General features: G+C 58.2%; 11 protein-coding genes. 7 read left to right on the top strand and 4 right to left on the bottom strand.

The window, feature by feature from the left end; genetic code table 11:
• The first annotated feature begins 158 nt into the window (after nt 1-158).
• Nucleotides 159-1,139, top strand: a complete 981-nt coding sequence (gene guaA / locus DW892_RS08015) for a glutamine-hydrolyzing GMP synthase (protein ID WP_117635851.1) — start codon at nt 159-161, stop codon at nt 1,137-1,139.
• Between the two features lie 74 nt (nt 1,140-1,213).
• Here the strand turns inward: guaA and DW892_RS08020 are convergent, their stop codons facing one another.
• Together DW892_RS08020 and DW892_RS08025 are read right to left on the bottom strand one after the other, a co-directional pair.
• The gene (locus DW892_RS08020; RefSeq protein ID WP_117635850.1) at nt 1,214-2,365 is read right to left on the bottom strand and encodes a cell wall metabolism sensor histidine kinase WalK; all 1,152 of its coding nucleotides are present in this window, start codon (nt 2,363-2,365) and stop codon (nt 1,214-1,216) included.
• Nucleotides 2,362-3,036 (bottom strand): response regulator transcription factor, encoded by a 675-nt coding sequence (locus DW892_RS08025; RefSeq protein ID WP_117635849.1) that lies wholly within the window; start codon nt 3,034-3,036, stop codon nt 2,362-2,364. Before DW892_RS08025 ends, DW892_RS08020 begins: the two co-directional genes overlap by 4 nt.
• An 89-nt stretch (nt 3,037-3,125) precedes the next feature.
• Here DW892_RS08025 and DW892_RS08030 point away from each other — a divergent pair, with 89 nt between their 5' ends.
• The 5 genes from DW892_RS08030 (at nt 3,126) to DW892_RS08050 (ending at nt 10,568) form a co-directional block, all read left to right on the top strand.
• Nucleotides 3,126-3,272: a CD1871A family CXXC motif-containing protein gene (locus DW892_RS08030; RefSeq protein WP_197032826.1), complete on the top strand. Its 147-nt coding sequence runs from the start codon at nt 3,126-3,128 to the stop codon at nt 3,270-3,272.
• Nucleotides 3,217-4,176 (top strand): 4Fe-4S binding protein, encoded by a 960-nt coding sequence (locus DW892_RS08035; protein WP_117766815.1) that lies wholly within the window; start codon nt 3,217-3,219, stop codon nt 4,174-4,176. The genes DW892_RS08030 and DW892_RS08035 overlap by 56 nt, the downstream gene beginning before the upstream one ends.
• A gap of 35 nt (nt 4,177-4,211) precedes the next feature.
• Nucleotides 4,212-5,174, top strand: coding sequence for a redoxin domain-containing protein (locus DW892_RS08040; RefSeq protein ID WP_117766816.1), 963 nt, complete (start codon nt 4,212-4,214; stop codon nt 5,172-5,174).
• A gap of 226 nt (nt 5,175-5,400) precedes the next feature.
• Nucleotides 5,401-7,092 carry an FAD-dependent oxidoreductase gene (locus DW892_RS08045; RefSeq protein WP_117766818.1) on the top strand — a complete coding sequence of 564 codons (1,692 nt, stop codon included), beginning with the start codon at nt 5,401-5,403 and terminating at the stop codon, nt 7,090-7,092.
• A gap of 221 nt (nt 7,093-7,313) precedes the next feature.
• The gene (locus tag DW892_RS08050) at nt 7,314-10,568 is read left to right on the top strand and encodes an ABC transporter ATP-binding protein/permease (RefSeq protein WP_117766820.1); all 3,255 of its coding nucleotides are present in this window, start codon (nt 7,314-7,316) and stop codon (nt 10,566-10,568) included.
• Between the two features lie 37 nt (nt 10,569-10,605).
• On the opposite strand, the gene DW892_RS08055 is transcribed toward DW892_RS08050, so the two are convergent.
• Complete coding sequence (locus tag DW892_RS08055) at nt 10,606-11,739, bottom strand: hypothetical protein (protein WP_117645845.1); 1,134 nt, start codon at nt 11,737-11,739, stop codon at nt 10,606-10,608.
• Nucleotides 11,740-11,802: 63 nt separating this feature from the next.
• Complete coding sequence (locus DW892_RS08060; RefSeq protein WP_199577699.1) at nt 11,803-12,348, bottom strand: DUF3592 domain-containing protein; 546 nt, start codon at nt 12,346-12,348, stop codon at nt 11,803-11,805.
• A 524-nt stretch (nt 12,349-12,872) separates the two neighbouring features.
• Between DW892_RS08060 and DW892_RS08070 the strand changes: the two genes are divergently transcribed.
• Nucleotides 12,873-13,826, top strand: a complete 954-nt coding sequence (locus DW892_RS08070) for a tRNA-dihydrouridine synthase (protein WP_117766824.1) — start codon at nt 12,873-12,875, stop codon at nt 13,824-13,826.
• Nucleotides 13,827-13,869: the final 43 nt, after the last annotated feature.

Genomic DNA, 13,869 nt, shown 5'->3' on the forward strand with positions numbered 1-13,869 from the left:
AAGTCTAGCTGACCTTGGGATATAGAAAAACTGCCGCCCCTGCAAAAAGCTCTGTCGCAGCGATGGGAAACGTATCTCGTTCTGCATATAATGAGGTCATATGACGGTGCGTCTGCATACGCGCGGCGCATTTCCATCGAACCGAGAAGGAGCTCTGCATGGATCCCAACAAGCGTCCCGACGACATGGTGCGTATCACCACTCCCGAACTTGCCCAGGTGTTCATCGATGAGCAGGTCGCTGCAATCCGCGAGCAGATCGGCGACAAGAAGGTCCTGCTGGCTCTTTCCGGCGGCGTCGACAGTTCGGTTGTCGCGGCCCTGCTCATCAAGGCCATCGGCAAGCAGCTCATTTGCGTGCATGTGAACCACGGCCTGATGCGCAAGGGTGAGAGCGAACAGGTCATCGACGTCTTCAAGAACCAGATGGACGCTAACCTGGTCTATGTGGACGCGACCGATCGCTTCCTGGATAAGCTCGTGGACGTCGAGGAGCCCGAGGCCAAGCGCAAGATCATCGGTGCCGAGTTTATCCGCGTGTTCGAGGAGGAGGCCCGCAAGGTTGGCGACGAGGTCAGTTTCCTCGCCCAGGGCACCATCTATCCCGACATTCTTGAGTCCCAAGACGGCGTGAAGGCTCACCACAACGTGGGCGGTCTGCCCGAGGATCTGCAGTTTGAGCTCTGCGAGCCCGTCAAACTGCTGTACAAGGACGAGGTCCGCGTCGTGGGTCGCGAGCTCGGCCTGCCCGAGAACATGGTCGAGCGCCAGCCGTTCCCCGGTCCCGGCCTGGGCGTCCGCTGCCTTGGTGCCATCACCCGCGACCGTCTTGAGGCGCTGCGCGAAGCCGACGCGATCGTGCGCGAGGAGATCGACAAGGCGGGTCTGACCATCTGGCAGTATTTTGCCGTCGTGCCCGACTTCCGCGCCACCGGCGTGCGCGAGGGCAAGCGCGCCTACGATTGGCCCTGTATCATCCGCTGCATCAACACCGTCGATGTCATGACCGCCGAGGTGCCTGAGCTCGACTGGGCGTTGCTCAAGCGCATTACCGCCCGCGTCACCGCCGAGGTTCCCGGCATCTGCCGCGTGTGCTACGACCTCACGCCGAAGCCCGTCGGCACGGTGGAGTGGGAGTAGGCTTCTACTCTTTTGGGCGAATTGCATTGACAGGGAGGGGGTCCCGCGCAAACGTGTGCGGGACCCCTTTCGTTTTACTGTTCGGTTAATGCTGCGGATCGTTTTGGAAGGCTTGCGAGCATAGTGGTCCCGTTCTCGGAACTTGCTTCGACCTCTACAGCGCCACCGTGAAGCGCTGCAATCTCCCAAACGAGCGCGAGTCCGAGTCCTGCGCCGCCGTATGCCCTGCTGCGGGATTTATCCAGGCGAAAGAACGGTTGGAAGATGCTCTCGTGGTACTGCTTGGGTATTCCCGGGCCCTGGTCCTCGACTCGCAGGAACACGCGGCTGTTGTTGTCGCAGATGGAGACGTTGACAGTCGAGCCGGGGCGGCTGTAACGGATGGCATTTTCGACCAGGTTAAACACCAGCCGATAGAGGAGCGTGTCGCTCCCGATTACTAAAGCGTCTCCAGCACAATTGAGGGCTATGCCCTTATTTTCGGCAAGTGGCGCAAGGTCGGTGAGGACCTCTTCGGACAAGGGACCAAGTTCAACATCGTCCTCGCAAGGAACGCTGCGGAGCTCACTCATCTCGAGCAACACCTTGGTCATCCGCGACATCCGCTCAGTTTGTTCTTGTAGCAGGCCGAGCAGCTCGGCTGTTTCGGGTTGCAAACCGGAGTGCTCGGAGATGAATAGTTCAATCTGTGCTTGCATAAGGGCGAGCGGGGTGCGAAGCTCGTGTGCGGCGTTGCCGGTAAACTGACGCTGTGCAGAGAACCCTTCGCCAAGACGAGCGATCATGTCGTTGAAAGAGGCGCTGCATCGTTGTAGCTCGGTGGGCACATCTTCATTGAGTCTGATTTCGCTTAGGTTGTCAGGCTGCACACGCTCAACCTGAGCTGCAAAAGCCCGTAGCGGTTTGAGTGCACGGCCGCTCACAAAGTATGCCAGCGCGCCGCCAAGGAGTGTGACTCCAGCCGTGATGTACCAGGCTGTCGTGCCAAAAGACTCCTGTGCGTCATTTACGACGATTGTGACCTTGTCATCGAGGGCCGCTTTCGTTGGGTCGAACGCCTGGAGCGAATCTTCGCCGGTTGCGTTAAAGGCCGAGATGTCGCTGCCGATGGCATCCATGTAGCGCATGCCCGTATAGCCGACCAAGCAGTTCGTCAGTACGCATGCCGCACACGTCAGCAGTGCCGTCATAATCGTTATGCGCCATTGCAGCGAAAGCCCTTTCATTCTCCATCCTCCATAACGTAGCCCTCTCCAATCCGATTGCGAATCGGGTCGTATCCCAAAGCGCTGCGTAGCTTTTTGCGGAGCGACGAGATATGAACGCGGGTTGCGTTGCTAAAGCTGTTGACGCTGCTGTCCCATACATGCTCGATAAGCTCTTCCTGGCTCACCGGCCGCCCCTGGTTAAGCATCAGGTATTCCAAGATGCCGGTCTCCTTGCGCGTGAGGGATAGGGTCTCGCCGCCCACGGAGGCGAGGCGCGCCTTGGTGTCAAAGCTCAACAATCCACAGGCTAGAACAACGTCGTTTTGCGTAAAGCGCCTGAGCGTGAGACTGCGTATGCGTGCCGCCAGCTCGTCAAGATGGAACGGCTTGGTGAGGTAGTCGTTGGCGCCCGCATCGAGCCCCGCTACCTTGTCGGAGACCTCGCCACGTGCCGAGAGCACAAGCACCTTGGTCTCACAATCAGTTGTCCTGAGTTGCCTGAGCACGGTCATGCCGTCGACATGGGGGAGATTGAGGTCGAGCACGACAAGATCAAAGGTCTCGACATCGAGCAGATCGAGGGCCTGCTGCCCGTCGTAGCAGCAGTCGACGCTATAGGCTAAGTTGCGCAGGCTGCGTGCGATCGCATCGCACAGCGCCCGCTCGTCCTCGACGACCAAGATGCGCATAACGTTCTCCTTGCATAGTCATTCGCGCTTAACACGGATTTTATAGTCGGTATGGTCCAATGGGTCGCGAAACGAAAGGAGTGGTCAGATTGTTCAAAGCGATTAAGCCTGTGGCGCAGGTGGCTTTGCTGATCGTTGGGGTAGCCATGGTTGGCTTTGGCATTATGCGCGGCGAGGCAGATGCCGTGCTGGCCAAGGCAATCAGGCTGTGCTTGGAGTGTATCGGAATTGGTTAAAAGAAAAAATACCGTATCGCATCTTTTGGCGAGATTTCGCGGATTGATTCAGGCGGCGGCAACGCTTGCGACCAATATTCACCTGCCTAACTTTGCCAAGGGAGGCATCTACCAGGGGGCGGGCAAAGCCGTCTGCGTGCCGGGGCTCAACTGCTACTCGTGTCCGGCGGCCTCGGGTGCGTGCCCCATCGGGTCGTTTCAGTCGGTGGTGGGCTCGTCTAAGTTCAGCTTTTCGTATTACGTCACCGGAACACTCATTCTGATCGGCGTGCTGCTGGGGCGTTTTGTATGCGGCTTTTTATGCCCGTTTGGATGGCTGCAAGAGCTTCTGCATAAGATTCCCGGCAAAAAGCTCTCGACGAAAAAGCTCAAGCCGCTCACGTACATCAAGTACGCCGTGCTGCTGTTTGCCGTGGTGCTGCTGCCCGTTCTGGTAGTCAACGATGTGGGCATGGGCGACCCGTTCTTTTGCAAGTACATCTGTCCGCAAGGCGTGCTCGAGGGCGCGATTCCGCTGTCCATCATGAATACGGGAATCCGTTCCGCGCTGGGAAAGCTCTTTACCTGGAAGCTCGCAATCCTCATTGTGGTTGCGGTGCTGAGCGTGCTGTTCTACCGCCCCTTCTGTAAATGGATTTGCCCCCTCGGTGCGTTTTATGCACTCATGAACAAGGTGTCTTTGCTGGGGATCCAGGTTGACCAGTGCAAATGCGTCTCGTGCGGCAAGTGCGCCAAGGTGTGTCAAATGGACGTGGACGTTACGCGTACGCCCAACCATGCCGAGTGCATTCGTTGCGGCAAATGCGTGGGCGCGTGCCCCGTCGATGCTATTAGCTTTCGCTATGGGCTGGGTGTGACGGGCGACAAACCCGCGCAGTCCACGCAAGCCTGCGAAAACAAATAGGTACCTATATAAGTTTCGATATAAACGGAGGAACCATGAAACTGTCAAAAATTGCGGCTCTGTTGATGCTGCCCGTGCTGGCGCTGACTCTCGCGGCGTGCTCTGCCCCCAAGGGCGACGCGAAGGGTGCTACGAGCGGCGATGCGCAGATTGCCGAGCTTGTGGCACAAAAGCCGTCGAGCGCCGAGGAGGCGGCCGAGCTGTACCAGCAGCTGCTGCAAAAGGAAAACGAGATCTTTGCGAGCGATAACGCCCTATGGGAAAAGGTGTTCCTTGCGGCCAACAAAGACACTCCCATGATTGAGGACGGCAAGAACTACGGTGACTTCTTGCTCGATACCATCGAGGGCGCCAAGGATCAGTTTGCGGCTGACGAGCTTAAGACGCTTAAGGCCGGCGCGCAGCAGGTCAAGGAGATCGAGGACAAGCTCATGGCGCTGGAGAAGGAGTTCCCCGGATGTGGCAGCACGCCCGGCGAGGGGGAGAGTGTTGATGCCTCGACCGCGGGCATGACCAACGGCGAGAGCGGGGAGACGAAGTTCCCCAGCTTTAAGGGCAAGGACTTGGACGGCAACGATGTAAACAGCGACGAGCTGTTCTCCAAGAACAAGGTCACCGTCATGAACTTCTGGTTTACCACCTGCAAGCCGTGCGTGGGAGAGCTGGGCGATCTGGAGAAGCTCAACAAGGAGCTTGCCGAGAAGGGCGGCCAGGTCGTGGGCGTTAATTCCTTTACGCTCGATGGCAACAAAGACGAGGTGGCCGATGCCAAGGACGTGCTTTCCAAGAAGGGCGTAACGTATAAGAACATCTGGTTTAAGTCGGACAGCGAGGCCGGAAAGTTCACCTCCAACCTGTACTCGTTCCCGACCACCTACGTGATCGACCAGAACGGTAACATTGTGGGAGAGCCGATCATGGGCGGCATCAACTCCGCTGAGCAGCGCGAGGCGCTCAACAAACTGATCGATCAGGCACTCGCGAAGAGCGAACAGTAAGTCCGTGGGACAGACAACTGAAGGGGAGTCGCTGGAAACAGCGACTCTTTTTTCTGCTTCGGGGTAGCATCATGGGTATACGTCGAAAGGGCACGCAGCTTTTCGTGCATTGCCTGAGCGGTGCGCGAAGCAACCAAGCTGTGAGTTTTCTTAAGCGTTCTGGGTATGGCAGTGTCAAGAATATCGGCGGCATAAGCGGCTACACGGGAAAGGTGGTGCGTTAGCTATGAAGGTGGTTATCGTTGGAGGCGTCGCGGGCGGCGCATCGGCGGCGGCACGTTTGCGCAGACTCGACGAGCAGGCCCAAATTGTCATCTTTGAGCGCACGGGTTTTGTATCGTATGCCAACTGTGGGCTTCCGTACTACATTGGCGGCGTGATAGAAGAAGAGAGCGCATTGACGCTGCAGTCTCCCAAGGGCTTTTGGGATCGCTTTCGCATTGCGGTCAAGACGAGTCACGAGGTGTTTGCCATCCATCCCGATTCGCATACGGTCGAGGTTCGCAATATGCTGACGGGCGAGGAATTTGTCGAGACGTATGACAAGCTCATCCTGTCGCCGGGTGCAAAGCCGATTCGCCCTGCGTTGCCGGGCATCGACTCGGATAAAATCTTTAGCCTACGCACCGTTGAGGACACGCTGCGTATTCACAGCTATGTTCGAGAGCGGCGACCGAGCAGTGCCGTCGTGATCGGCGGCGGCTTCATTGGCGTCGAGACGGCGGAGAATCTGTGCGAGCTGGGGCTCCAGGTGACCCTTCTGCAGCGTCCCGTCCAGCTTATGAACAACCTGGATTACGACATGGCGACCCTTTTGCATACCGAGGTGCGTGAGCACGGTATCGATCTGCGCCTCAAGGCCGATGTGACAGGTTTTGAGGAAGTTGATGGCCGCGTTGTCACCCATGTTGCGGGCGATGACCCTATCGGAGCCGATATGGTGCTGCTTGCCATTGGCGTGGCACCTGAGAGCCATCTGGCGCAAGAGGCGGGGCTCAAACTGGGCATCAAGGGGGCTATTGTGGTCAACGACCGCATGGAGACCTCTGCTGCCGACGTGTATGCCGTGGGCGATGCCGTGCAGGTCACGCATCAGGTGACCGGCGAGGACGCGGTCATTTCGCTCGCCGGCCCCGCCAACAAGCAGGGGCGTGTCGTCGCCGATGTCATAGCCGGCATGGACAGCTGCTACCTCGGATCGTTGGGCTCATCGGTTATCAAGGTATTCGACTTGACGGCGGCAAGCACGGGACTATCCGAAAAGGCGGCACACGCGGCGGGAGTTGACTGCGACAGCGTGGTCCTGTCGCCCGGTTCGCATGCGGGTTATTATCCGGGTGCAACGCCCATGACCATGAAGGTTGTCTTCGAGAAGCAGGGATTGCGCCTGCTGGGTGCGCAAATCGTGGGCATCGATGGTGTGGACAAGCGTATCGACGTTCTGGCGACTGCCATCCAGGCAGGCATGCGCGGCGATAGGCTTAAGGATTTGGACCTAGCATACGCGCCGCCGTATTCATCGGCGAAGGATCCCGTCAATATGGCGGGCTTTATGATCGAGAACCTCAATCGCGGCATACTGGCGCAGTGGCATTGGGAGGATGAGCCCAACTTGCCACGCGATGGCAGCGTGCAGCTGCTCGATGTTCGTACGGAAGGGGAGTATGAGCGCGGGCATATCGATGGTTTCGTAAACATTCCCGTCGATGATCTGCGCAATCGCCTGGGCGAGCTCGACCGGGCCAAGCCGGTCTACGTGATTTGCCAGAGCGGCATTCGCAGCTACATTGCTTGCCGCATTTTGGCGCAGCATGGCTTTGAGTGCTTTAACTTCTCGGGCGGCTATCGCTTCTTTGCAGCCGTGACTGAGGCTCGCCGCGGCAGCGCTAACGTTATGCCGTGCGGGTTCGAAAAGTAGCGCGCATTGGAATGTGACAAAGTGACAGCCTCTTTGTCGCATCGGGGATGTTATATGCGGGATGGTGCGCCATGCGGCGTGCTGTCCCGTTCGTTTTTTGGCGCGGTTCGTTACATTCCTCACTGGTATCGGCCAAAAATGAGGATAGAGTAGGACAAACGCGCCGAACGTGAACGGCGGGGGAGCGGGCGAGCGCGCCCGCGCGAGAGAGGTTGCCGTCCATGCTGGATCTCAGAGTTATTTGCAAAAGGTACGTTACGCAGTCGTTTACGCAGGTAGCGCTCGACAGCGTAAGCCTGTCTTTTCGCGATAACGAGTTCGTAGCCGTTCTGGGTCCCTCGGGTTCGGGTAAAACTACGATGCTCAACGTCATCGGTGGACTCGACCATTTCGATTCGGGCGATCTGCTGATCGACGGCATCTCGACCAAGGACTTCAACGACCGCGATTGGGATGCCTATCGCAATAATCGCATCGGCTTTGTGTTCCAGAGCTATAACCTCATTCCGCATCAGAGCATTTTGGAAAACGTGGAGTTGGCGCTTACGCTCACGGGCGTGGGGCATGCCGAGCGCCGCCAACGTGCGCGCAAGGCGCTCGAGGCAGTCGGTCTGGGCGAGCACGTTGACAAGCGCCCGAGCCAGCTTTCGGGCGGGCAGATGCAGCGCGTGGCCATTGCCCGCGCCCTGATCAATGACCCCGAGATTGTGCTGGCTGACGAGCCGACCGGCGCCTTGGACTCAACGACATCCGTACAGGTCATGGATTTGCTCAAGGATGTTGCGCGCGATCGTTTGGTCATCATGGTCACGCACAATCCCGAGTTGGCATACAGGTACGCCACGCGTATCGTCACCCTGGCGGACGGCAAGATCACCGACGATTCCGACCCCTTTGATGCTGCCGAGGCCGCGCGTCGCGAGGCCAAGCCCACGCGCAAAACCTCGATGAGCTTTGTGACAGCGCTGGGGCTTTCGGCGCGAAACCTTTTGACCAAGAAGGGCCGTACGGCTATGACGGCCTTTGCTGGTTCGATCGGCATTATCGGCATTGCGGCGATTCTGGCGCTCTCCAACGGCGTAAACGGCTACATCAAAAAGGTCGAGGAGGATACGCTCTCGAGCTACCCGCTCACCATTTCCAAACAAGATTATGACCTGTCGTCCATGATGGGCGGGCATGGAGCTACGGATGAGGAGGCGTCCGAGGACAAGGACGCGTCCGACGGCGCCACCGGCGGCAAGGCTCAGGGGACCGATAAGATCCCTGTGGTCACGGCCGTAAAGGATATGTTCGCAAGCGTTAAGTCCAACGACATGACGAGCTTTAAGGCATGGCTCGATGCCGGTGGCGACGGCATCGATAAAGAGGTCAACGCCATTCAGTACGGCTACGGTGTATCGCCGGTTGTCTATCGTGCCGGCAAGGGCGATGAGAAGCCTGTCCGGCTGGTGCCCAACGCTATGACTGAGGCCATGAGCGGAGGTGCGAGCTCGGCGGCAACGGTGAGCATGGAATCCATGGGAACGTCGGTCTTCAACGAGATGATTGACGACCAGAGCCTGCTCGACAGCCAGTACGATGTTGTTGCCGGCCATTGGCCTACGTCAGCCAACGAGGCCGTGATGGTGCTTTCGAGCCGCGGAACGGTGGGCGACTACACGCTCTACAGCATCGGTGCGCTGGATATCGATGAACTCAACGACCTGGTTAACAGCGCCATGACGGCCGACGGCAAGGTCGAGGCGCCCAAGACCGGCGCCGACTTTACCTACGACGATGCACTGTCCACGACGTTTAAGGTGCTGTCGCCGGCAGATGCCTATCGCAAAAACGAAGAGACCGGCATGTGGACTGACATGGCTGGCGATGCCGACTATATGGCGGCCAAGGTTGCCGACGGTATTGACGTGCGCATTGTGGGCGTGGTGCGACCCAACGAGACGGCCAACGCGAGCGCATTATCCCCGGGCATTGCCTATACGCATGCGCTGACTCGCCAGCTTATGCAGCGTGCTGCCGATTCGCAGATTGTGCAGGAACAGCTTACCCACCCCGAGACGGATGTCTTTACGGGTAAAACCTTCGACGAGCTGCAGGGCGAGGCCAAGCAAGGCGTGGATTTGGGCAGTATGTTCAGCGTAGACGAGGCGGCACTGAAGAGCGCGTTCTCACTCGATACGTCTGCGCTCTCGGGCGCGGCAGGTGGCATGGACCTTTCTGGTCTCGATTTGTCCGGGTTGGACATTGACCTTTCGGGTGTTGGGCGAGACATCGATTTCAGCGACATCATGGCCAAAGCGCCGGCTCCAGATTTCTTGGGTATCTTCGATGGGTTGGAGCTTGCGCCCGAGCAGATGCGGCAAGTGGGGGTGCTCGCCAACCAGCTGTTTGAGGGCTTTCTGCGGTCTGATCAGTTTAAGGTGCTGTCGCCCGAAGATCTTAAGGACGCGTCAAAGCTTGCTGCCGCATTCTCAGCGTACCTTGAGAATGATGCCGCCGCCCAGCAATGCTTGGCTCAGCTTAAGGCGCTCGGCGGCGATGCCTTGGCCGAGCGTCTGCAGCAGGTGATGGGCGACTATGTGCAAAAGCAGCTGGCTCCGTATTTGCAGCAGTCTATGGATCAGGTGATGAAGGCGGTCAGCGAGCAGATTGCGACGACGGTATCAACCCAGCTCAAGGCGGGTGCGGCAGGGCTCATGGGCCAAATGGCGACGCAGATGTCTTCGAGTTTTGCCAACCTGGCGAGCGCCATGCGCGTGGATGCGGGCGCCTTTGCTCGTGCCATCCACTTCAACATGGACGCCGAGGACCTGAGCTCGCTCATGATGAGCTATGCCAAGGCGTCGAAGCTCACCTACGACAACAATCTGACCACGTTGGGCTATGCGGACGAGGCGGACCCCATTTCGGTCAAGATTTTCCCGCGCGACTTTGAGGCCAAGGAGCGCGTGCTCGATTACATCGATGCGTACAACAAGCAGGTCAAAGCTGCTGGCCACGATGAGCAGGCAATCTCGTATACCGACTACATGGGCATCATCATGGGCTCGGTGACCGACATCGTGAATACTATCAGCTTGGTGCTCATCGCATTCGTGAGTATCAGTTTGGTGGTGAGCTCCATCATGATCGGCATCATCACCTACATCAGCGTGCTGGAGCGCAAAAAGGAGATTGGCATCCTGCGCGCGATCGGCGCGTCAAAGCGCAACGTGGCCAACGTATTCAATGCCGAGACCTTTATCGAAGGCCTCATCGCTGGCGTCTTTGCTATTGTCGTCGTGGTGGCCGTGAGCTTTCCGGTTAATGCCTGGGCGCTTGCGGCCAAGCAGGTGCCCAACCTGATGAGCCTGCCCGTTCAAGACGCGCTGATGCTCATTGTAATTTCGGTGCTGCTGACGGTCGTTGCCGGCCTGCTGCCGGCTCGCAGCGCATCCAAGAAAGACCCTGTGGAAGCCCTACGCTCCGAATAATGTGACAAAGGGACAGTCCCTTTGTCACATTGGGTGGCTAGCTCGTTTTGCCCATCAACGTGATACGGATGCTTGGATGGGTGTACTCGTCAAATTCATCCTCGGGATCCGTGTCAAACGAATAGTACGTTTTGATGGGGTTGCCACTCGTCCTGATGGAGATTCTCTCGTAGAGCGAACCGTTCAAAAAAGCCTGCCTAAACTCTTCGGGGAGCTTTTGCGGTGCTAGGAGCTCGGGACTCACGGTCTTGACGTCTACGGTTTGGACGACAGAGGAAAGTTCGTCCAAGTCGAGCTCGATGCGGGCGAGGTTGTCCTCAAGGCTCGCGTCGGGGTCGATCTCTGCTATGTAACTCACTTCCTTGAGCGTTCCCTTGTTGTCGAAATCCAGGTACGTATAGGTCTTCTGGGTATCGGAGTCGCCGTCGTGAAGGTAGCCGCGGACGTGATAGCCGTAATCTTGATATCGCTCGTAAGGGTCATCGGCGGATACGTACTCGCATGCGGGCTCTAGCGTCTTGCGGGCGATGGCGATCTGCTCGGCCGCGGCCGCGGCGTTCTGTTGCATCTCGATGTTTCCCTGCGCCAGCTGCGGGATATAGGCACCGCACACGATTGCGAGGGGCAGTGCCACAAGCGCGACGATCCACTTTTTTGCACGGGGGATAGGCACGCCACAGGCCTCTGCCATGGCCTTTGCGTTGGCAAAGCTTTCGGCAAGCACGTCTGCCGCGGTGGCGACGGCGCCTACGGCAGCGGCGACTTCTGCCGCACCGCCCAGGTTGCGTGCGGTCTCATTGTCGCTGTTCTTGAGCAGACGCGCGGCGGCCTGCGTGCCAACAACGCCTGCAATTTGTGCCGAGCGGTCTTTTTCGCTCTGCTCGACGGCGAGCCGGTGCTGCATTTCCCTCCACTGCTTGCCGCGCATGCCAAAGCGCGGCGCGAGCGCGCAATAGCAGAAGATGATGAGCTCGACGGCGGTGAGCGCCAAGGCGGTCATCATGCCCGTCTCCTGGAAGCTTTCATGATGGAAGACGATATCGTCAATCATTTCGAAGGGAATGATCAAAAAAGGCAGCACAAACGCCATGGCAAGCGCCGCGCCGGCAACCTTGGGACAGATGCAGTATCGCTGGATGCGCTTGCGTTCTTGTTCGGAAAGTGTAGCCATAGCTGCTCCTTGGTGTCGTGGCGGTCGTTGCGGCGCATGGGGTGCGGGGCGCATCAGTTTGAGCTAGCGCTGGATAAGAACATAGAGCAAGATGCTCATCGCGATGAGCAAGAAGCCCGCGATGTTAAACATCAGTGTGGCAAAGTTGCCCACGATGGGGCGTTCGACATAGCTTTTGTCTGGGTTGCTGGGGTTGTAGTACACGGTCATTTGGCTACCGAGGGGCCAAAGCTGCTCCGCGAGGGTGCCTAGGCGGGCGATGGGGCCTGTCTGCACGTGCAGCCAGCCCTTGGCGTCTTCGTAGGCGGTGGCTTGCGTGCGGATGGGGAGTCCCGACAAGCTTTTGGTCTTTATGCCACGGAATTGTTTTTTCGCGCGGTATTGCGTGCCGTCGACGGTGTATTCCAAAACGGGATTCATTCTGCCTTCACCCATAAAGCGATGGTCGATGACCGTCCCCATGGTCACGGCGGTACAGGCCTTGGCTTTCTTGCGGGCGGCGGCCTTCATGAGCATGCTCGCTCCGATAAACAGGATGCCGATGCCTCCAACCGAGATGAGCGCGAGCAGAGATATCTGCGAGGTGGTCACGGCGTTCTCCTTTGGCACGATACCGTCATATGTGACCCAGTATAGAGAATCCCGCCATCGATGAGCTATTGCGGGGGGGGGGGGGTCAATTCTGAATGTGACAAATGGACTGTTCCTTTGTCACATCGGGGACTGCGGAATCGAGGTCTAATACTTTTCCCGAGAAGTGAACGAGTGAAAACGGACTCCCGAAGCATCGACACTTTTGGCGTGCAATTTCCTGCGGTTTTGCCAGTCAAATCCTGCGGTTTTGACGCCTAAAAATGTCAATGCTTCGGGGGTCCAAATACAGCCGTTCACTTCTCGGGAAAAGTATTAGACCTCGAAATATGGGCGGCGTTCGCGAACGGCAACTAGCTTGCGTCCGGTAGCCGGCACTTGGGGCAAAGGGACTGCCCTTTTGCCCCTTCACCATTGCATCGTATCTGGTGTGGAAAAAATATCGCCTGCGTTCTCGCGCCTGCGAAGAGTTCCTGAACCGCTTGAATGGGATGTGACAAAGGGACAGTCCCTTTGTCACATTGATTTGAGAATGGATGTTGATGTATTTATCGCTGGCTCCTATGGAGGGGATTACCGGGCATGTGTTCCGTCGCGTGCATGCGGAGTGCTTCGGCGCGCTCGATTGTTATTACACGCCGTTTTTGCCGCCGCCGCGGGTGGGCAATCGCTTTGGCGGCAAGGCGTTTAAAGAGGTCGATCCTGCCAACAACCAGGGACTTAACGTGGTGCCCCAGCTGATGTCCAAGAATGCGGACGAGTTTGTGTGGGCGGCGCAGGTGCTTGCCGATATGGGTTACCGCGAGGTCAACCTCAACCTTGGCTGCCCTTCGGGTACGGTGGTCGCGAAGGGCAAGGGTTCGGGCTTTCTGCGCAATTTGGATGAGCTCGAGGTGTTCTTGAGCGACGTGTGCGAACGCTCGCCCTTGCCGGTGTCGGTCAAGACCAGACTGGGGCTCGAATGCGATGACGAGTACGAGCGCGTGCTCGACCTCTATTGCCGAATGCCGCTGGCGGAGTTGATCGTGCATCCGCGCGTGCAAAAGGACCGTTATACGGGCTCACCGCGCAAAGAGTTTTACGGCGAGACGCTGGAACGGGCGCCGTTCCCCGTGGCCTATAACGGCGACATCTTTGATCTTGAGGACATGGATGCACTGGTGGAGGCCTATCCCGGAACACGCCACGTCATGTTGGGGCGCGGCTTGCTTGCGAACCCAGCGCTCGCTCGCATGGTCAAGGGCGGCCCTGCTGCCGCGGCTGCTGAGCTGCAGCGCTTCCACGACACACTGTTTGCGGCCTATGCGGACGAGATTGGCGGCAATGCGGTCTTTCGCATGAAAGAGTGGTGGTTCTACGCTAAATGCGCCTTCGCCGATCCCGCGACCGTTCACAAGCTCGTACGCAAGACCAAAAAGGTCGATGAATACCGCGCCGCTGTTGAGCGCGTCTTTCGTGAACAGCCGCTTGCGCCCATCGCCCGCTTTTGTGGCTAAATGATCCCTTGGGGACGGAGAAGAACGGATCGCCTGTGCCGGG

It is taken from the genome of Collinsella sp. AM40-7AC, assembly GCF_003468125.1.
Lineage (GTDB): Bacteria > Actinomycetota > Coriobacteriia > Coriobacteriales > Coriobacteriaceae > Collinsella > Collinsella aerofaciens_O.

Coding starts and splice junctions, on each gene's coding strand:
- DW892_RS08055 (WP_117645845.1), bottom strand. CDS start 11,739: ATGGCTACACTTTCCGAACAAGAACGCAAGCGCATCCAGCGATACTGC.
- guaA (WP_117635851.1), top strand. CDS start 159: ATGGATCCCAACAAGCGTCCCGACGACATGGTGCGTATCACCACTCCC.
- DW892_RS08035 (WP_117766815.1), top strand. CDS start 3,217: ATGCCGTGCTGGCCAAGGCAATCAGGCTGTGCTTGGAGTGTATCGGAA.
- DW892_RS08070 (WP_117766824.1), top strand. CDS start 12,873: ATGTATTTATCGCTGGCTCCTATGGAGGGGATTACCGGGCATGTGTTC.
- DW892_RS08040 (WP_117766816.1), top strand. CDS start 4,212: ATGAAACTGTCAAAAATTGCGGCTCTGTTGATGCTGCCCGTGCTGGCG.
- DW892_RS08020 (WP_117635850.1), bottom strand. CDS start 2,365: ATGAAAGGGCTTTCGCTGCAATGGCGCATAACGATTATGACGGCACTG.
- DW892_RS08025 (WP_117635849.1), bottom strand. CDS start 3,036: ATGCGCATCTTGGTCGTCGAGGACGAGCGGGCGCTGTGCGATGCGATC.
- DW892_RS08045 (WP_117766818.1), top strand. CDS start 5,401: ATGAAGGTGGTTATCGTTGGAGGCGTCGCGGGCGGCGCATCGGCGGCG.
- DW892_RS08050 (WP_117766820.1), top strand. CDS start 7,314: ATGCTGGATCTCAGAGTTATTTGCAAAAGGTACGTTACGCAGTCGTTT.